Genomic DNA, 18,944 nt, shown 5'->3' on the forward strand with positions numbered 1-18,944 from the left:
TTCCCCTGGTCAGGCGATGCGCTCCAGTACCACCGGAGACGCCGTGAAGTCAGTCCCCGGCGCGGCGATGTCGTAGGAGCCCTCGACCGACTGGAGTGCGTAGTCGAAGCGCTCGGGCGTGTCCGTGTGGAGGGTGAGGAGGGGCTGGCCCTCGGTCACCGTGTCGCCCGGCTTGGCGTGCATCTCAACGCCCGCGCCCGCCTGGACCGGGTCCTCCTTGCGGGCGCGGCCGGCGCCGAGGCGCCAGGCCGCGACGCCGATGTCGTAGGCGTCGAGGCGGGTGAGGACGCCCGAGGCCGGGGCCTTGATCACGTGCTGCTCACGGGCCACCGGCAGCTCCGCGTCCGGGTCGCCGCCCTGGGCCGCGATCATGCGGCGCCAGACGTCCATCGCGGAGCCGTCGGCCAGGGCCTTCGCCGGGTCGGCGTCCCGGATGCCCGCCGCGTCCAGCATTTCGCGGGCCAGGGCCAGAGTCAGTTCCACGACGTCCGCGGGACCGCCGCCCGCCAGGACCTCCACCGACTCGCGGACTTCCAGGGCGTTGCCGGCGGTGAGGCCGAGCGGGGTCGACATGTCCGTCAGGAGGGCGACCGTCTTCACGCCGTGGTCCGCCCCCAGGCCGACCATGGTGGAGGCCAGTTCGCGGGCGTCGGCCAGGGTCTTCATGAAGGCGCCCGTGCCGACCTTGACGTCCAGGACCAGGGAGCCCGTGCCCTCGGCGATCTTCTTCGACATGATCGAGGAGGCGATCAGGGGGATCGCCTCGACGGTGCCGGTGACGTCGCGGAGTGCGTAGAGCTTCTTGTCCGCGGGGGCCAGACCGTCGCCCGCCGCGCAGATCACCGCGCCGGTGGTGTCGAGGACGTTCAGCATCTGCTCGTTGGAGAGCAGGGCCCGCCAGCCGGGGATGGACTCCAGCTTGTCCAGCGTGCCGCCGGTGTGGCCGAGACCGCGGCCCGAGAGCTGGGGTACGGCGGCGCCGCAGGCGGCGACCAGGGGGGCCAGCGGGAGTGTGATCTTGTCGCCGACGCCGCCCGTGGAGTGCTTGTCGGCCGTCGGACGGGACAGGGACGAGAAGTCCATGCGCTCGCCGGAAGCGATCATCGCGGCGGTCCAGCGGGCGATCTCACGGCGGTTCATGCCGTTGAGCAGGATGGCCATCGCGAGGGCGGACATCTGCTCGTCGGCCACCTCCCCGCGGGTGTACGCGTCGATGACCCAGTCGATCTGCTCGTCACTGAGCTCGCCGCGGTCCCGCTTGGTGCGGATGACGGAGATGGCGTCCATGGCCATGGCTTGGGCTTCCTTCCGAGGATTTCCAGAAGCCGTACGGCCCCTCCTGAGCGACTCGGAGGGGCCGTACGGGAATGACTACTTGCTGAGGTGGCCGGGGCCGAAGGCCTGGGGCAGCATCGCCGACAGCGGCAGGATGCCCTCCGGGGTCTCCAGCAGCAGGTCCGGGCCGCCGAACTCGTACAGCAGCTGGCGGCACCGGCCGCACGGGACGAGCGGGCCGCCGTCGCGGTCGACGCAGGTGAAGTGCGTCAGACGGCCGCCGCCGGTGTTGTGCAGCTCCGACACCAGTCCGCACTCGGCGCACAGGCCGAGGCCGTACGAGGCGTTCTCGACGTTGCAGCCGGAGATGATCCGGCCGTCGTCGACCAGGGCGGCCACGCCCACCGGGTAGCCGGAGTACGGGGCGTACGCCCGGGACATGGCGTCCCGGGCCACCGCGCGCAGCTTCTCCCAGTCGACGGCCGGGCCGGCGCCGGTCACTTGCCCTGTCCCTTCCGGTACGGCATGCCGTTCGCCTTCGGCATCCGCAGACGCTGCGCGGACAGGGCGAGCACCACCAGGGTGATGACGTACGGCGTGGCGGAGACGACCTGGTTCGGGACCTCGTCGGTGGTCGCGTACCAGGCGAACACCAGGCCTCCGACGACCAGGGTGATCACGGCCTGGACGTACTTCTTGCGGACCACCAGCCAGATGGCGCCGATGAGCAGCAGGAGCGCGCCGAGCAGCAGCAGGGCGTGGACGTTGGCCGAGCCGCCGCGCAGGTTGAGGCTGTCGGTGTAGCCGAACAGGCCCGCGCCGATGGCGAGGCCGCCGGGCATCCAGTTGCCGAAGATCATCGCGGCGAGGCCGATGTACCCGCGGCCGCTGACCTGGCCCTCCAGGTAGAAGGGGTTGGCCACGATGGACAGGAAGGCACCGCCGAGGCCGGCCAGACCGCCGGAGATGATCACGGCGATGTACTTGTACTTGTAGACGTTGACGCCGAGGGACTCGGCGGCGACCGGGTTCTCGCCGCAGGAGCGCAGCCGCAGGCCGAAGGCGGTGCGCCACAGGATCCACCAGGTGGCGGGGATCAGCGCGATGGCGATCAGGGTCAGCCAGGAGACGTTGGTGACCAGGCCGCCGAGCAGGCCGGCGATGTCCGAGATCAGGAACCAGCCGTGGGCGTTGAGGTCCCGCAGGGCGTCGGAAAGGCCCGGCACCGTGAAGTTGCCGAGGGAGTCCACCGCCGGGGACTGCTTGGCGGAGCCGCCGGTGTGGCCCTCGAAGGCGAGGGGCGCGAGGTAGCGGGTGGCGCCGAGGGCGAGGATGTTGATGGCCACACCGGAGACGATGTGGTTGACGTTGAAGGTGACGGTGACGAAGGCGTGCAGCAGGCCGCCGATCGCGCCGCCCGCGATGCCCACCAGGACACCGGTCCACGGGCCCCACTGGAATCCGGCCCAGGCGCCGAACCAGGTGCCGAGGATCATCATGCCCTCGAGGCCGATGTTGACCACGCCCGCGCGCTCGGCCCACAGGCCGCCGAGACCGGCGAGGCCGATCGGCACGGCGAGCTGGAGCGCGGTGGACATCTGGCTGACGTTGGTGATGCCGTCGGCGCCGGTGATGATGCGGACGATCGAGGTCAGCGCCAGGCCGCCGGCGATGACCAGCAGCAGGACGGGCCACGACAGCCGGCGGCCGGTGGGCGCCGCGGGCTGCAGCGTGGGCTGGTTGAGGTCGGTCACGGTGGTCATCGGCCAGCCACCTCCTTCGTGGTGTTGTGGGTGCCGAGGACGTGACCGGCGGCCAGTTCGGCGCCGACCCGGCGCTGCTGACGGCGCAGGCCCCATTCGCGGACGGCCTCGTAGGAGACGACGACCGAGAGCACGATCAGGCCCTGCATGATGACCGCGATCTCCTTGTCGTAGCCGTGGAAGTCCAGTTCGGGCGAGGCCTTGTCGAGCCAGGCCCACAGCAGGGCGGCGAAGGCGATGCCGACCGGGCTGTTGCGGCCGAGCAGGGCGATGCCGATGCCGAGGAAGCCGATGCCGGTGGGGAAGTTCAGGCTGTAGGTGTGGGTGTCGCCGAGCAGGATCGGCAGGCCGGCCAGCCCCGCGAGGCCGCCGGAGAGCAGCATGGCGGTCAGCACCATGCGCTTGGGGTCGACACCGCTGGCCGCGGCCGCGGTCGACGAGGCGCCGGAGGCGCGCAGGTCGAAGCCGAAGCGGGTGCGGTTGAGGACGACCCAGTAGCCGATGCCGAGCAGGACGGCGAGCAGGACCAGGCCGTAGATCTCGCCGGCCGCGCCCATGCCGATGCCGGGGATCCAGCCGGACTCGTGCATCTCGCCGGTGGTGTTGTTGTTGCCGACCTTCACGCCGAAGACGTCCGGCAGCCACAGGTAGGCGATCACCGAGGTGGCGATCGCGTTGAGCATGATCGTGGCGACGACCTCGCTGACGCCACGGGTGACCTTGAGGACACCGGCGATGCCGGCCCAGAAGGCGCCGGTGAGGACGGCGGTCAGGAGCAGCAGCGGCACCTGGATCGCGGCCGGCATGCTCACGTGGGCGCCGACGACGGCGGCCATCATGGCGGCGAGCTGGTACTGGCCGTCGACGCCGATGTTGAACAGGTTCATCCGGAAGCCGATGGCCACCGCGAGCGCCGCGATGTAGTACATCGACGCCTGGTTGATGATCAGCACCTGGATGTCCGAGAAGCCGAGCTGCTCAAACATCAGGGCGAACGGCTCGATGGGGTTCTTGCCCGACGCGACCAGCACGATCGCGATCAGGACGAAGGCCACGGCGAGCGCGATGACCGGCCCGGCCACCGCGAGGAGCACGCGCTCCTTGTCGAACTTCTTCATCAGCGGGCCTCGTCTTCCGGAGACTCGGGGGCGTCGGCCTTCGAGATCTCGGGGGTCTCGTCGTGCTCGAGGTGTCCGGTCGCGGCACCGGTCATGGCCGAGCCGAGCTCCTCGGGGGTGATGGTGGCCGGGTCGGCGTCCGCGACCAGCCGGCCGTTGTAGATCACGCGCAGGGTGTCGGACAGGCCGATCAGCTCGTCCAGGTCGGCGGAGATCAGCAGCACGGCCAGGCCCTCACGGCGGGCCTCGCGGATGTGGTCCCAGATGGCGGCCTGGGCGCCGACGTCCACGCCCCGGGTGGGGTGGGCGGCGATGAGGAAGCGGGGCTTGTGGCTCATCTCCCTGCCGACGATGAGCTTTTGCTGGTTGCCGCCGGAGAGGGAGGCGGCGGTGACGTCGATGCCGGGGGTGCGGACGTCGTACGCCGTCACGATCCGGCGGGTGTCCTCCTGGGCGGCCTTCGGGTCCAGCCAGACGCCCTTGGCGAGGGGCTTCTCGGTGACGTGACCGAGGATGCGGTTCTCCCAGAGGGGGGCCTCCAGGAGGAGGCCGTGGCGGTGGCGGTCCTCGGGGATGTAGCCGATGCCCTGCTCGCGGCGCCTGCGGGTGGGCCAGGCGGTGATCTCCTCTTCGACGAGGGTGATCGTGCCGGAGTCGGCGTGCTTCAGGCCGATGATCGCGTCGACCAGCTCGGTCTGGCCGTTGCCCTCGACACCGGCGATGCCGAGGACCTCGCCCGCGTGGATGGTGAAGGTGATGTCGTCGAGCAGGGCCTTGCCGCCGGGGGCCGCCAGGCGCAGCCGGTCGACGGTGACGACCGGACGGTCGGTGACCGTGGACTCGGCCGTCTCGGGCGTGGGCAGTTCGCTGCCCACCATCATCTCGGCGAGCTGGCGCGGGGTGGTCTCGGCGGGGACGGCCGTGCCGACGGTGGTGCCGCGGCGGATGACGGTGATCTCGTCGGCGACGGAGAGCACTTCGCCGAGCTTGTGCGAGATGAAGATGACCGACAGGCCCTCGGACTTGAGTTCGCGCAGGTTGGCGAAGAGGGCGTCGACCTCCTGCGGCACCAGGACGGCCGTGGGCTCGTCGAGGATCAGCGTGGTGGCACCGCGGTAGAGGACCTTGAGGATCTCCACGCGCTGGCGGGCGGCGACGCCGAGTTCCTCGACGAGGAGGTCGGGCTTGACGTCGAGGCCGTAGCGCTCGGAGAGCTCCTTGATCTTGCGGCGGGCCTTGGCGCCGATGCCGTGGAGCTTCTCGCTGCCGAGCACCACGTTCTCGAGGACCGTGAGGTTGTCGGCGAGCATGAAGTGCTGGTGGACCATGCCGATGCCGCGGACGATGGCGTCGGCCGGCGACGAGAAGCTGACCTGCTCGCCGTCGACGGCGATGGTGCCCTCGTCCGGCTTCTGCATGCCGTAGAGGATCTTCATCAGCGTCGACTTGCCCGCGCCGTTCTCGCCGACGAGGGCGTGGACGGTGCCCTTGCGGACGCTGAGGTGGATGTCGTGGTTGGCCACGACGCCGGGGAAACGCTTGGTGATCCCGGCGAGTTCGACGGCGGTCACCGATTCGTTGACCGCCGCTCCGGCCGGAGGGCTGCTGGACGCGTTGATAACGCACTCTCCTGGGGACGGGGGTCGTCTACGCGCGTAGCGCCCCTACGGCAAACAAAGGGGCCGGCGCCCCGCGACAACGGGGCACGAGGAGCAGCCTCCCCGCACCCCGCCCCGCGGACGCGACCCCCGGGGGTCACTGCCTGCTCGAGGCAGTAAGTCGTCAGCTGCTCTTGACCTTGATCTCGCCGCTGATGATCTTCTCCTTGGCCGTCTTGATGGCTTCCTGAAGCTCGGCGTCGTCCGCGAACTTCGGGTTGGAGTCCGAGAGGCTCACCTCGCCGGTCTTCAGATCGCCACGAACGATACCGGTCTCGGGCTTGCCGTCCTCGACCGACTTCGCAAGGCTGTACACCGCCTTGGCGACGTCCTTCATCGCCGAGGTCAGGATGAAGTCCTTGTACTTGGCGAGAGCGGCCTGCTCGTACTGGTCGGAGTCGACGCCGATCGCCCACACCTTCTTGGCGGCGGCGGCCTCGATCACGCCCTGACCGGACAGACCGGCGGCCGCGTAGACCACGTCGGCCTTCTTCTCGATCTGGCCCTCGGCGGCCGTCTTGCCCTTGTCGGGGCTGGCGAAGCCGCCCTCCTCGGCCGTCTGCGTCAGGTACTGGGAGAGCACCTTGACCTTCGGGTCGGTGTCCTTGACGCCCTGCGCGAAGCCCGCCTGGAACTTGTGGATCAGCGGGATGTCCACACCGCCGACGAAGCCGACGACCTTCGACTTGGTGCTCTTGGCGGCGGCGACACCGGCGAGGTAGGAGGCCTGCTCCTCGTTGAAGACCAGGTCGGCGACGTTCTTGGTGTTGATCGTGGCGTCGTCGACGATGCCGAAGGTGGTGTCCGGGAACTTCTCCGCGGCGCCCTTGACGGCCGAGGCGTACGCGTAGCCGACGCCGATGACCGGGTTGTGGCCCTGCTTCGCCAGCGAGACCAGCCGCTGCTCCTTGTCGGCGTCGGTCTCGCCCTCGGTGGGCTCCACGTCGGCCGTCTCGTAGCCGAAGTCCTTCTGCGCCTTCTCCAGGCCCGCGTACGCGGCGTCGTTGAAGGACTGGTCGCCCTTGCCGCCGACGTCGTACGCGATGGCGAGGCCCTTGTTCCCCTTCGAGTCCGACGATCCGGCAGAGGTCGAGGTGCTGCCGCAGGCGGAGAGTGCGAGGGCCAGGGAAGCGGTCGCTGCGCCTGCGACCGTGATCCGGGAAATCCGGCGCATGTGTGGGGCTCCTGTCGTACAACGCGCCGGGGTCGGTTCAGCTTCGGCGCTGGTTTCGCCGCAGATTAACGCGCGTAGACCTGCCTGAAAACCCCTTCTGTCCACCTTGTTATGCGCCCGTGCCCAAGCCATGCCCGCGCCTTGGCCCGGGCGTTGCCGACCGCGAACGAGGGGTGGCGCTGGGTGATCCGTCCCCTGGGAACGCCGGAGAGGGCGGGCACCCCGGGGTGCCCGCCCTCTGCGGCTGTCGCAGACCGGTATCGCTACTCGGTTTTGACCTTGATGGAGCCGTCGATGATGCCCTTCTTGGCCTTGTCCACGGCGTCCTTGAGTCCCGCGACCTTGCCGTACTCCGGGTTCGCCTCGGAGACTCCGACGCCGTTGACCTTCAGGTCGAAGGTCTGGGTGCCGGTCAGCGGCTTGCCGCTGTCGACGGACTTGGCCAGCGCGTAGACGGCGCCGCCGACGTCCTTGAGGGCGGAGGTGAGGATGTACTGCTTGTACGCGGCGAGGGGGGCCTGCTTGTACTGGTCGGAGTCGACGCCGATCGCCCAGACCTTCGCCTTGGCGGCGGCCTCGATCACGCCCTGGCCGGAGAGACCGGCCGCCTGGTAGACGACGTCGGCCTTCTTCTCGATCTGGCCCTCGGCAGCGGCCTTGCCCTTGTCGGGGCTGGCGAAGCCGCCCTCCTCGGCCGTCTGCGTCAGGTACTGCGACAGGACCTTCACCTTCGGGTTGGTGTCCTGCACGCCCTGCTTGTAGCCGGCCTCGAACTTGTGGATCAGCGGGATGTCCACACCGCCGACGAAACCGACGGTGTTCGACTTGGTGACCTTGGCGGCGGCGACACCGGCGAGGTACGAGGCCTGCTCCTCGGCGAAGACGAGGGAGGCGACGTTCTTGCCCTCGACCACGGAGTCGACGATGCCGAAGGTGGTGTCCGGGTACTTGGCGGCCACGGCCTTCATCGCCGGGCCGTAGGCGTAGCCGACGCCGATGACCGGGTTGTAGCCCTGCTTGGCCAGCGAGACCAGCCGCTGTTCCTTGTCGGCGTCGGTCTCGCCCTCGGTGGGCTCGATGTCGGCCGTCTTGTAGCCGTACTCGGCCTTGGCCTTCGTCAGGCCGGCGTAGGCGGCGTCGTTGAAGGACTGGTCGCCCTTGCCGCCGACGTCGTAGGCGATGGCGAGACCCTTGTCGTCCTTCGCGTCACTGCTGCCGCTCTCACTGCTGGTGCTGCCGCAGGCCGTGGCGACGAGCCCGAGCGACGCGACCCCCACCGCGACGCGGGTCAATCTGGAAATCCGACGCATCTTGAAGTTCCCCATTCTCCAAAGCCCCGCAGTGGGTGCTCAGTGCGGCGCACATTAACGCGCGTAGACACCCTTGGGAACGGTTCGCAGTGGGGCCGTTATCCATTCGTGCCGATGGCCGGTTACGTCCTTGTGAACCACGGGAGCGAACGGGGCCGAAAGGTGCGCCGCGGGCACGGCGCGAGCCTGTTCGACACGCGCCGTTCCTTTGCCCTCGTCGGGAGTCCTTTTCGGAGATCCAGGGCTGTCCTAACGGAGGCCGTTGACCAGGGCCGCCGCCGTGAAGAGTTCCACGCCGACCGTGATCGCCGACTCGTCGACGTCGAAGTCGCCCTGGTGGAGGTCGCGTACGTGGCGCTCGCCGGGGACACGGACGCCCAGTCGGGCCATGGCGCCGGGGACGTGCTCCAGGTACCAGGAGAAGTCCTCGCCGCCGAGGCTCTGCTCGGTGCCCAGGACGGAGTCGACCCCGCGACGGGCGATCATGGCGTCGCGCAGCAGTTCGGTCACGCCGGGCTCGTTGACGACGGGCGGCACGCCGCGCACGTAGTTGATCTCCGACTTGGCGCGGTACAGGTTGGCGATCTCGTCGATCGCCGCGACCACGACGTCGGGGGCCTGCCGCCACGCCTCGATGTCGAGGCACCGCACCGTGCCGGAAAGCTCGGCGTGCTGCGGGATCACGTTCGGCGCGTGCCCCGACTCGACGCGGCCCCAGGTGATGGCGAGCCCGCTGCGGCTGTCGAAGCGCCGGCCGACCAGGGCGGGTACGTCGGTGACGACGCGGGCGGCCGCGGTGACCAGGTCGGTCGTGAGGTGGGGGCGCGCGGTGTGGCCGCCCGGGCCGTCGAGGGAGATCTCCAGCCGGTCGCAGGCGGAGGTGATGGGACCCTCGCGGAGTCCGATCTTCCCCGCGTCCACCCGGGGGTCGCAGTGCACGGCGATGATCGCGCCGACCCCCTCCAGCGCCCCGCACTTGATGACGTCGGCGGCGCCGCCGGGCAGCACCTCCTCGGCGGGCTGGAAGATCAGCCGGACGGGGCGGGGCAGCCTGCCCTGCTTGTGCAGGTCGGCGAGGACCAGGCCGGCGCCGAGGACGGCGGTGGTGTGCACGTCGTGGCCGCAGGCGTGGGCGCGGTCGGGCACGGTCGAGCGGTACGGGCACTCGGCCTTGGTGTCCGGGATGGGCAGGCCGTCGATGTCGGCCCGCAGGGCGAGCATGCTGGGGCCTCCGTCCCACTGCTCGCCCTCTACGCCGATGTCACAGACGAGTCCGGTTCCTACGGTGAGTACGCGCGGTTTGAGGCCGGCCCGCTCGAGCCGCTCCTTGATCGCGGCCGTCGTGCGGAACTCCTGGTTGCCCAGCTCCGGGTGCATATGCATGTCGCGTCGGAACGCGATGAGCTCTGCGCGCAGGGCGTCGGGCAGCGCGCCGGGAAGTACGGCTTCGCCGGGAAGATCGACCTCGGACTCCAGTGACATCAATTGCTTCACCCTCTGAAGGGTAGGGCGCCAGGGCGGTCGGCTGACCCTCGATCAACAAAACTTCAACCCGTTAGGGGAAGAAAATATGACCGCCGGACGTATAGCTATCAAGTGAGATGGGTAAGCTCGCCCGCCTTTTGGGCCGAGCCGGTCACCGCACCCGCGGAGTGTGATATTGGCCACACCTCCGTCACGACTCCGGTACCCAACCATCCTCTCCACGGATACCACGCCCCGCGCGGGGAACACTGTCTTGTTCATCTCACTGACGCACGGCCCCGATAGTGTGCGGCCCGTGCGCGCCGACAGCCCCGAGTTCCTCACAGCCACCCAGGCCTCGTACGACGCCATCGCGGAGGCCTATGCCGCCGGGTTTCCCGACAGCCTGGCCGGAAGACCGCTGGAGCGGGCGCTGCTCACGGCCTTCGTGGATCTGGTCCGGGCGCCCGGGGCGTCTGCGCGGCCCCCGGTGGCGGACATCGGCAGCGGCCCCGGGTACGTCGCGGCCCGGCTGCACGGACTCGGGCTGCCGGTGTTCGGGGTCGACGTCTCGCCCCGCATGGTGGCCCTGGCCCGCCGGGCGCACCCGGAGCTGAGGTTCCACGTCGGTTCGATGACGGCCCTGGACCTGCCGGACGAGACGCTCGGCGGCATCGTCGCGCTCTACTCGATCATCCATGTGCCGGACGATCATCTGCCGACGGTCTTCGCCGAGTTCCACCGCGTACTCCTGCCGGGCGCACCGCTCCTGCTCGGCTTCCAGTCCGGCGACGAGGACGGGCATCTCCGCCTCACCGAGCGCTTCGGCAGCCCGATCTCGCTCGACTACTACTGGCGCACCCCGGACACCGTCGTGACCGCCCTCACCCAGGCCGGACTGCGTCTCCACGCCCGTGTCCTGCGCGAGCCGGAGGGCGAGGAGAAGCATCCCCGCGCGTTCCTGCTGGCCCACCGGCCGGGTCCTGCCGGGGCGTGAGCCGGTCGCGGTCGGGGGGCCGGGCCTGAGACGCCTGGTTGTGCCTCGGCGGGTACGTGGGTCCGCCGGTCGACCCGTCGCTGCGCCCCGGTCGGGGCATGGATCCGTGCGGGTCGCGCTGTGAACAGCCGCGGTCGGCGTGTGAGTGCGCCCCCGGTCGGACGTCGGAAGCCGCTTCGGTGGGCGCCGGTCGGCGTAGGTCCGCACCGGGTCGGAGCAGGGGTCCGCACCGGGTAGGAGCAGGGGTCCGCCCCGGTCGAGGCGCCAGCCCGCCGTAAGGCCTGAGACCGTCGCCGCCCGGCCAGCCAGATCCGGCAGGTCCGGTCGACAGCCAGAGCATCGAGAGCGACGCACGAGGCCGCCCCGATCGACGCGCCAGCCCGCCGTAGGTCCTGAGACCGTCGCCGCCCAGCCAGCCAGATCCGGCAGGTCCGGTCGACAGCCAGAACCACGAGGGCGCCTGAGCCGCCGGGGCCGGGTCCCGGTTTCCCGAGGGGCCCTGCGGGGCGTCAGCCGGCGGCCACCGCGCCTGCGGCGTCCGCCGGGCCCGCCCTGCCTGCGGAGCCCACCGTCCCCGCCGGCCCGGACACGCTCGGCCTGCCCGCCGAACCCGTGACACTCCCCGGCCCAGCCGAGCCAGTCCTACCCGCCGAACCCGCCGAACCCGTGACACTCCCCGGCCCAGCCGAGCCAGTCCTGCCCGCCGAACCCGCCGAACCCGTGACACTCCCCGGGCTCGCCGGGCCAGTCCTGCCCGCCGAACCCGCCGAACCCGTGACACTCCCCGGGCTCGCCGGGCCAGTCCTGCTCTCCGAACCCGCCGGACCCGTGACACTCCCCGGGCTCGCCGGACCGGTCGGGCTCTCCGCGGCCCCCGGGCCCCCGGAACCCCCCGTGGACAGCCGGTGCACGTCCCGGGCCGCTCCTGTCACGCCCGACAGGAAGCCCTGGGCTCGGGGGGAGGCGTTCTCGGTCAGCCAGGCGGGGTCGATGTCGCAGACCGCTACGCGGACCTCGGTGCCGGAGAGGGCCAGGGGGAGGGTGTGGACGACCGTGGAGGGGAAACTGAGGATCGTGCGGCCGATGGGGCCCCGGCGGGCGATCAGTTCGAGGGGGAGTTCGGGGCGGACGATCTCCAGGCCCGTCTCGACCGCGAGGCGGCGGAGCTTGGTCGGGCTCTCGCGGCGGTGGGCGAAGTAGCGGGTGGCGCCGTGGGCGGCGGCCAGGGCGCGGACGGCCTCCAGGTAGCGGTCGTCGTCGACGACGCCCGTCTCCACCAGGGACGTGCCCACCATGTCGGCGCCCTTGGTGATGCGGGGCGGGCCGAACCGGGCCCGGGTCCAGGCGAAGTCGTTGGCGCTGATCTTGACGCCCTCGGGGGTCTCCTCCATCGGCATGGAGGAGAAGATCTCCACCCGGCGCCTGCCCCCGGGGGTGAGGCGGCGGCGGGCCGAGGAGGACACCGGCGCGAAGATCAGGTCACGGGGGCCGGGGCGCCCGCCCTTGCGGTGCCAGCGCACCAGCCGCTCGCCCCGGGCCAGCTGACCGACGAACTCCATCGTCGCCGTGCCGTCGTCGACGACGACCAGGTCACGGGCGCGAGTGATGGTCAGGAGGAGCTGAACGTAGCGGGAGAAAGGGTCCCCCAGCACGACCCGGCGCGCCCTGCGGAGCAGGCCCGTGAGGCCGCCGATGGTCTGGAAGGGCGCCAGGGGCCCGCCCCGTGCTTCCTCCCAGCGGACCTCGTGCCCCTCGTCACGGGCCAGGTCGGACATCCGCCGCAGCTGGCCGCGCGTCATCGGGTCGACGGGCGACAGCACCACGAGGGTGAGCCCCACGCCGGGCGCATGCGCGTGCGCCCACTCCAGCACGTTCAGCAGCTGTACCGGACTCTCGACGAACGCGAGAGTGTGGGGGCCGGCGTTCCCGGCGCGGGGGCTCATCGACGTACGACCGTCCCGTCGTAAGGGGGGTTGTGGGGGTGGTGCGCTCAGACGCCGACCGGCTCGCCCGCCGCGTCGGCGATCTCCGCCTCGGCGACCACACCGCTGACGCGGCGCAGCTTCTTCATCGGGCCGAGCTCCGACTCGTAGACCTTCTTCACGCCGTCACCGAGGGAGGCCTCGATGGTGCGGATGTCGCGGACGAGGCGCGTGAGGCCCTGCGGCTCCACGGAGGCGGCCTGGTCCGAGCCCCACATGGCGCGGTCGAGGGTGATGTGACGCTCGACGAAGGTGGCGCCCAGGGCGACCGCGGCGAGGGTGGTCTGCAGACCGGTCTCGTGGCCGGAGTAGCCGATCGGGACGTTCGGGTACTCGCCCTGCAGGGTGTTGATGACGCGGAGGTTGAGCTCCTCGGCCTTCGCCGGGTAGGTCGAGGTGGCGTGGCACAGGAGGATGTTCTCGCTGCCCAGGACCTCGACCGCGTGGCGGATCTGCTTCGGGGTGGACATGCCCGTGGAGAGGATGACCGTACGGCCGGTGGCGCGCAGGGCGCGCAGCAGCTCGTCGTCCGTGAGGGAGGCCGAGGCGACCTTGTGCGCCGGGACGTCGAACTTCTCCAGGAAGGCGACGGCCTCGGTGTCCCACGGGGAGGCGAACCAGTCGATGCCGCGCTTCTTGCAGTAGGCGTCGATCTGGCCGTACTCGTCCTCGCCGAACTCGACGCGGTGGCGGTAGTCGATGTAGGTCATCCGGCCCCAGGGGGTGTCGCGCTCGATGTCCCACTGGTCGCGCGGGGTGCAGATCTCCGGCGTGCGCTTCTGGAACTTGACCGCGTCGCAGCCGGCCTCGGCGGCGGCGTCGATCAGCTTGAACGCGTTCTCGATGTCGCCGTTGTGGTTGATGCCGATCTCGCCGGTGACGTAGACGGGGCGGCCCGGGCCGGCCTCGCGGGTACCGAACTTGCGGATGCGGGAGTTGTTGCTCATGGCGCAGATGTCCTTACTTGGTGAGGGAATCGAGAGAGGGGCCGAGGATCCAGCTGGCGATCTCTCGGATCGCGCCGTCGCCACCGGGGACGGTGGTGACCGCGCGTGCGGCGCCGCGCACGACGTCGTGGGCGCTCGCGACCGCCACGGGCCAGCCCGCGAGGGCGAAGCACGGGAGGTCATTGACGTCGTTGCCGACGTAGAGCACGCGCTCCGGCGCGATGCCCTGCTCCTCGCACCACTGCTTCAGCGCGAGGTCCTTGCGGTCGATGCCGTGCAGCACCGGGAGCTTGAGCTTCCGGGCCCGGGCGGCGACCACAGGGTTCTGTTCCGTGGACAGGATCAGCATCTTCAGGCCGCTCCTGCGGAGGGCCGCGATGCCGAGTCCGTCCCCGCGGTGCACGGAGACGAACTCCCGTCCGTCGGAGTCGACGAGCACCCGGTCGTCGGTCTGGGTGCCGTCGAAGTCGAGGACGACCGCGTCGATGTCGTCGGCGGTCGGGAGCGCGCCGGGCCGGTCCGCGTCGAAGAGCGGGGCCAGGGCCCGGGCGCGGGCGAGGTCGTGCGGGTCGTCGATCTCCAGCACGCGCGCGGGGTCGGTGCGCACCAGTTCGGTGCGGCCGAAGAAGCGGTGCTGGTGCTTGCGGAAGCCGACCGCTTCCATGCCGTAGGCGGCGCCGGTCTCCAGCAGGTCCTGGGGGCGGTCCTGGCGGCGGGGGCGGAAGGACTTGTCGTGGTTGACGCCGTAGCCGCCGCCGGTGGCCGCGTCGGCCTCCGCGACGGTGCCGGCCGCGACCTCGTCGTCGGCGTCGCGCCAGACGAAGCCGTGGAACGGTGCCACGGTCAGCGCCGTGTCGGCGCCGTTCTGGACGATGGCCTCGGCGACCCCGTCGACGTCCTCCCGGGTGATGAACGGGCTGGTGCACTGCACCAGCAGCACCACGTCCACGACCGCGCCGTGCAGGGCCTCGTGGGCGTCCACGGCGTGCAGGACGGCGGCCTCGGAGGTGGCCGTGTCGCCGGCGATGGCGGCGGGCCGCAGCACGACCTCGGCGCCCGCCTCGCGGGCGGCGGCCGCGATGGCCTGGTCGTCGGTGGAGACCACGACGTCCGTCACGAGCCGGGCGGCGCGGCACTCGCGCACCGCACGCGCCACCAGCGGGACGCCGCCGACGGGGAGGAGGTTCTTCGCGGGCACGCCCTTGGAGCCGCCGCGCGCGGGGATCACCGCGAGTACACGGCGCACCGAGGCGCCTCGGCCCGCTTCCGGTTGTGACATGGGGACTACTCCTTGGGCAGGGGATTCGGGGCGGCTCACAGCTCGCCCATCCGCCGGATGACGGGCGCCACGCGCTGCACGCCGTGCCGGTAGGCGCCGCGCGCCGCCCGGCGCACGACCTGCCGGACCGGTCCGGGCTCCTTGTCGGCGGCGGGCGCGCCGGGCAGCGGGGTGCCGTCCGGGCCGAGGTGGTGGCGGGCGAGGATCCCGGGCAGATAGCCGGGCGCGGTGACGGGTGTGTAGTACGGGGCCAGCGGGGGCAGGCCGCCGGGCCGGCCGAGCAGCTTGGCGATGCGTTCGCGTGCCGCGTCGAAGGCGGAGTCGTAGGAGCCGTCGGCGGCGACGCCCTGCCGGGCGACCCACTCCTCGTCGGGCGCCGGCCGGTGCCCGGCGTCCAGCTGGTCCCAGGAGGCGAGGCAGCCGGAGCCCACGAAGTGGTGGTTGCCGAGCGACTCGCGGATGCCCAGGTCGGTCAGGACGACGGTCGGGACCCGGCGGTGCAGCGACTCCAGGGCGGCCGTGGAGCTGACCGTCACCAGCAGGTCGGTGCGGTCGAGGACCTCGCCCATGTTTCCGTAGACCAGGCGGAAGTTGTCCGGCGGATCGAGGCGCTGCACCAGCTTCTGGTACGGCAGTTCCTCGATGTGGGTGGTGTGTTCGCCCGGCTTGGAGCGCAGCTTCAGCAGCACCTCGCGCTCGGGGTGCCTGCGGGCGTGCTGCACCAGCCGGTTCAGCAGGTACGTACGGTCCTTGCGGCTGTCCGGGACGGAGGGCTGGGCGGCGAAGACGACCGTGTAGGGGTCGTGCTCGCCGGTGTAGGGGGCGCCGCCGAGGAACGGCAGGGCCACCTCGGTCACCGACGAGGCGTCGGCGCCCACTCCGTCGTAGACGGCCCGGAAGCGGTCCGCGTCCTGACGGGAGTTGGCGAGGACGAGGTCCGCACCGTGCCGCAGCAGCAGGCCGTCGGCGAGCTTCTCGTAGACGACACCGACGTAGCCGGTGACGACGACGGGCCGTTCGGCGCGGCCCTGCCAGACGCGCGCCAGGCCGTGCAGCATCGCCTGTACACCGCCGCCGACGAGGGCCAGGACCAGGAGGTCGTACGACTCCTCTTCCATGGCGCGCAGGAACTCGACGGCGGTGACCTCCCGCAGCGAGTCGGCACGCACGCCCACTTCCTCCAGCTGGCGCGGTGTGGGCGTCGCCCGGCCGCGCAGCAGGTAGCCGTCGAGGACGGGGCGGACTTGCGCGCCCTCGCGCGGTCCGGCTTCCATGGACGGGCCCGGGGCGATGCGGTCCGCGGTCAGCGCACCCCATTTCCATCGGGTGTCTGAGTCCGCGAGGACGGCGATTCGCGGGCGCTTCGGTGTACTTGCTGGCACGTCGATGACGCTAGGAAGCGAATCCGAGGTATGGCGGAACCGCGACTAGCCGAAAAGTTAACAACACCCCACCGAGAGCCGAACTGGCCCGCTGGAAGGCCGGAAGTACACGGGGTGCACCGTTCTGACACATTGAGTTCACCCGGTGTACGTTCATCGGAAAGTTGCGCTGCCGGGCGGGCTCCTAACGTTTTGCAGGTGCCTAAGCTTTCCGTGATCGTGCCGTTCTACAACGTGCAGCAATATGCCCCGGACACCCTCAGAAGCCTTCGGCTGAACGCCGACCGTGATTTCGAGTTCATCCTGGTCGACGACCATTCGAAGGATGAAACCCCGGCCATTCTCGAACGAGCGGCCGAGGACCTCTCGGACGTCGCCCAGGTGCGTTACATCCGCCACGAGGAGAACGGCGGGCTCGCCACCGCCCGGAACACCGGCCTGGACGCGGCCCAGGGCGAGTACCTGACGTTCCTGGACGGCGACGACTGGCTGGCCCCCGGCTACTTCACCGAACTGGTGTCCGCCATGGACGAGTTGGGATGCGACTTCGTGCGCACCGACCATGTGCAGGCCACCGCGCGCGCCCGTTCCGTGAGCCGGGTGCCCGTCGGCCGCCGCTGGGAGGTGTTCAGCCCGCGTGACGCCATCCTCCCCGCCCACCGCTCGACGTCGGTGGACTACGCCTACGCCTGGGCCGGCGCCTATCACCGCCGTCTCCTCGACCAGGGCGTGCTCCACTTCACCCATGGTCTGCGCACGGCCGAGGACCGGCCGTGGATCTGGAAGCTGCACCGTGAGGCGGAGTCGTTCGCCGTGGTGAGCCTGCTGGGCGTGTTCTACCGGCGCGGGGTGGCCTCGTCGCTGACCCAGATCGGCGATGTCCGCCAGCTCGACTTCATCCGGGCCTTCGACCAGGTGATCGAGGAGACCGCCGCGGACCGCGAGGCCGACCGGCTGCTGCCCAAGGCGGTGCGGACCTACTGCGCGATCATCGCCCACCACCTCTCCAACGAAGACAGGTTCGAACCGGCCGTGGCCAGACAGCTGCGGGCGATGAGCGCGGCGGCCATCAAGCGCATGCCGCAGGACGCGCTCGGTGACGCACTGGAGGCGATGGACATGGACCGCTCGTCCAAGCTGCGGCGGCTGCGGCGCAGGGCCACCACCACGGAGGCGGCCGCCTGATGCCCGGGACCACTCAGATCTTCTGCGCCTCGACGCTGTACGGCGTCGCCACCCTGGCCGCCGCGATCGACTCCGACCTGTTCGACGAGCCGGACCGCCGGGTGCTGCTGGTGTTCAACAACTCCGCGACCCCGGAGACCACCCCGGCCCTCGACGAGATGCCGGGCTTCGCTCCGCTGCGCGAGCACTTCGACGAGGTGCTCTCCTGGAACGAGGCGATCCGGCCCTTCCACCCCGGGGCCTGGACGCCACGCTCCGACGACATCCCCCTGTTCGAGCGCTATCTGCGGATGCTGTGGGGCCTCGGCGACGACCGCGTGAGCCTGGTCCTTGAGTCCATCCAGGTGGCGCCCGCGCTGACCGTGGCCCAGCTGTTCACCGACGCCCCCATCGACGTCTACGCCGACGGGCTGATGAGTTACGGCCCCACGCGCAACAAACTCGACCCGCTGGTCGGCACGCGCGTGCGGCGGCTGCTGCACCTCGATCTGGTGCCGGGGCTCACGCCGATGCTGCTGACCGAGTTCGAGGTGCCGGCGCACCTGGTGCCCTCGCCCGCGTTCCTGAAGGTGCTGGGCGAGGTCACCGAGACCGTCCCCGAGCTGCCCGACGTGCCCGGCGACGCGGCACTGCTGCTCGGCCAGTACCTGTCGGCGCTGAACATCCTCTCCCCCGAGGAGGAAGAGGACCTGCATGTGCGGATGATGCGGGGGGCGGTCGCCCGCGGACACCGCACGGTCGTCTTCAAGCCGCACCCGACCGCGCCGGCCCGTTACAGCCGCGCCCTGGAGACCGAGGCCGAGAAGCTCGGCGTGGACCTCACCGTGCTGGACACGCCCGTCCTCGCCGAGGTGCTGTTCGACCGGGCCCGGCCCGCGCTGGTCGTCGGCTGCTTCTCGACCGCGCTGTTCACGGCCTCGGCGCTCTACGACCTGCCGGTCGCGCGCATCGGCACCGAACTGCTGCTGGAGCGGCTGACGCCGTACCAGAACAGCAACCGGATCCCCACCACCCTGGCGGACGCGCTGCTGCCCGACCTGGACGGCGGGCAGGACGGCGACGTCCTGCCCGCCGAGCGGCTGTCCGGTCTGGTCACCGCCGTCGGGTTCACCATGCAGCCGCAGATCTACCCGGAACTGCGCCCGCAGGCGGAGCGGTTCCTCTCCCGGTATCTCGGCCCGCGCACCCGGCGCTACTTCAAGAAGCGCCGTCTCACCTCGCTCGGCCTGCCCGGCGGTATTCCGCAGCGGCTGGCATTCCTGCCGCGCAATTCCACGGCACGCCGGGTGGTCCGGCGGGCCAGGGCGCTGCGCAAGGCGGTACGCCGCTGAAAACGTATGCCGAGCACCGCAAAGGCGTCGGTCCCCCGTAGAGGCGGACCGGCGCCTCCGCGTTTTCGACTGTCCGCGA

The 18,944-nt window shown here is 70.9% G+C and carries 14 protein-coding genes and 1 pseudogene; 3 read left to right on the forward strand and 12 right to left on the reverse strand.

What is annotated here, in order from left to right; translation table 11 throughout:
- Positions 1–9: 9 nt before the first annotated feature.
- The 8 genes from ACZ58V_RS04235 to ACZ58V_RS04270 form a co-directional block, all read right to left on the reverse strand.
- Positions 10–1,293 (reverse strand): thymidine phosphorylase, encoded by a 1,284-nt coding sequence (locus tag ACZ58V_RS04235; RefSeq protein WP_471288246.1) that lies wholly within the window; start codon positions 1,291–1,293, stop codon positions 10–12.
- 78 nt (positions 1,294–1,371) lie between these two features.
- The gene (locus ACZ58V_RS04240) at positions 1,372–1,776 is read right to left on the reverse strand and encodes a cytidine deaminase (RefSeq protein WP_468187377.1); all 405 of its coding nucleotides are present in this window, start codon (positions 1,774–1,776) and stop codon (positions 1,372–1,374) included.
- Complete coding sequence (locus tag ACZ58V_RS04245) at positions 1,773–3,038, reverse strand: ABC transporter permease (protein ID WP_468187375.1); 1,266 nt, start codon at positions 3,036–3,038, stop codon at positions 1,773–1,775. Before ACZ58V_RS04245 ends, ACZ58V_RS04240 begins: the two co-directional genes overlap by 4 nt.
- Entirely contained in the window at positions 3,035–4,156 is a 1,122-nt protein-coding gene (locus ACZ58V_RS04250) for an ABC transporter permease (RefSeq protein WP_189722866.1), read from the reverse strand. Before ACZ58V_RS04250 ends, ACZ58V_RS04245 begins: the two co-directional genes overlap by 4 nt.
- A complete protein-coding gene (locus ACZ58V_RS04255) occupies positions 4,156–5,727 on the reverse strand; it encodes an ABC transporter ATP-binding protein (protein ID WP_468187372.1) in 1,572 nt (523 codons plus the stop codon). The genes ACZ58V_RS04250 and ACZ58V_RS04255 overlap by 1 nt, the downstream gene beginning before the upstream one ends.
- Positions 5,728–5,938: 211 nt before the next feature.
- A complete protein-coding gene (locus ACZ58V_RS04260; RefSeq protein ID WP_468187370.1) occupies positions 5,939–6,988 on the reverse strand; it encodes a BMP family lipoprotein in 1,050 nt (349 codons plus the stop codon).
- 263 nt (positions 6,989–7,251) lie between these two features.
- Complete coding sequence (locus ACZ58V_RS04265; RefSeq protein ID WP_468187368.1) at positions 7,252–8,298, reverse strand: BMP family lipoprotein; 1,047 nt, start codon at positions 8,296–8,298, stop codon at positions 7,252–7,254.
- Between the two features lie 249 nt (positions 8,299–8,547).
- Positions 8,548–9,780, reverse strand: a complete 1,233-nt coding sequence (locus tag ACZ58V_RS04270; RefSeq protein WP_189723287.1) for a M20 family metallopeptidase — start codon at positions 9,778–9,780, stop codon at positions 8,548–8,550.
- A 298-nt stretch (positions 9,781–10,078) separates the two neighbouring features.
- Here ACZ58V_RS04270 and ACZ58V_RS04275 point away from each other — a divergent pair, with 298 nt between their 5' ends.
- Entirely contained in the window at positions 10,079–10,759 is a 681-nt protein-coding gene (locus tag ACZ58V_RS04275) for a class I SAM-dependent methyltransferase (protein ID WP_468187366.1), read from the forward strand.
- Positions 10,760–11,655: 896 nt separating this feature from the next.
- Here the strand turns inward: ACZ58V_RS04275 and ACZ58V_RS04280 are convergent.
- From ACZ58V_RS04280 to ACZ58V_RS04295, 4 genes and pseudogenes are all read right to left on the reverse strand, one after another.
- Positions 11,656–12,702, reverse strand: a pseudogene (locus ACZ58V_RS04280) (ferritin family protein); the annotation flags it as partial.
- Between the two features lie 47 nt (positions 12,703–12,749).
- Positions 12,750–13,688 (reverse strand): N-acetylneuraminate synthase family protein, encoded by a 939-nt coding sequence (locus ACZ58V_RS04285; RefSeq protein ID WP_189722860.1) that lies wholly within the window; start codon positions 13,686–13,688, stop codon positions 12,750–12,752.
- A gap of 13 nt (positions 13,689–13,701) precedes the next feature.
- Positions 13,702–14,967, reverse strand: a complete 1,266-nt coding sequence (locus ACZ58V_RS04290; RefSeq protein WP_468187364.1) for a cytidylyltransferase domain-containing protein — start codon at positions 14,965–14,967, stop codon at positions 13,702–13,704.
- Between the two features lie 35 nt (positions 14,968–15,002).
- Positions 15,003–16,349, reverse strand: a complete 1,347-nt coding sequence (locus ACZ58V_RS04295) for a DUF6716 putative glycosyltransferase (protein ID WP_471288252.1) — start codon at positions 16,347–16,349, stop codon at positions 15,003–15,005.
- Between the two features lie 198 nt (positions 16,350–16,547).
- On the opposite strand from ACZ58V_RS04295, the gene ACZ58V_RS04300 reads away from it, so the two are divergent.
- Both ACZ58V_RS04300 and ACZ58V_RS04305 read left to right on the forward strand, forming a co-directional pair.
- Complete coding sequence (locus ACZ58V_RS04300; protein ID WP_471288254.1) at positions 16,548–17,534, forward strand: glycosyltransferase family 2 protein; 987 nt, start codon at positions 16,548–16,550, stop codon at positions 17,532–17,534.
- Entirely contained in the window at positions 17,534–18,865 is a 1,332-nt protein-coding gene (locus ACZ58V_RS04305) for an alpha-2,8-polysialyltransferase family protein (RefSeq protein ID WP_468187358.1), read from the forward strand. Before ACZ58V_RS04300 ends, ACZ58V_RS04305 begins: the two co-directional genes overlap by 1 nt.
- Positions 18,866–18,944: the final 79 nt, after the last annotated feature.

Source organism: Streptomyces sp. NPDC040589 (genome assembly GCF_055594445.1).

Coding starts and splice junctions, on each gene's coding strand:
- ACZ58V_RS04235 (WP_471288246.1), bottom strand. CDS start 1,293: ATGGCCATGGACGCCATCTCCGTCATCCGCACCAAGCGGGACCGCGGC.
- ACZ58V_RS04245 (WP_468187375.1), bottom strand. CDS start 3,038: ATGACCACCGTGACCGACCTCAACCAGCCCACGCTGCAGCCCGCGGCG.
- ACZ58V_RS04250 (WP_189722866.1), bottom strand. CDS start 4,156: ATGAAGAAGTTCGACAAGGAGCGCGTGCTCCTCGCGGTGGCCGGGCCG.
- ACZ58V_RS04260 (WP_468187370.1), bottom strand. CDS start 6,988: ATGCGCCGGATTTCCCGGATCACGGTCGCAGGCGCAGCGACCGCTTCC.
- ACZ58V_RS04265 (WP_468187368.1), bottom strand. CDS start 8,298: ATGCGTCGGATTTCCAGATTGACCCGCGTCGCGGTGGGGGTCGCGTCG.
- ACZ58V_RS04270 (WP_189723287.1), bottom strand. CDS start 9,780: ATGTCACTGGAGTCCGAGGTCGATCTTCCCGGCGAAGCCGTACTTCCC.
- ACZ58V_RS04285 (WP_189722860.1), bottom strand. CDS start 13,688: ATGAGCAACAACTCCCGCATCCGCAAGTTCGGTACCCGCGAGGCCGGC.
- ACZ58V_RS04290 (WP_468187364.1), bottom strand. CDS start 14,967: ATGTCACAACCGGAAGCGGGCCGAGGCGCCTCGGTGCGCCGTGTACTC.
- ACZ58V_RS04305 (WP_468187358.1), top strand. CDS start 17,534: ATGCCCGGGACCACTCAGATCTTCTGCGCCTCGACGCTGTACGGCGTC.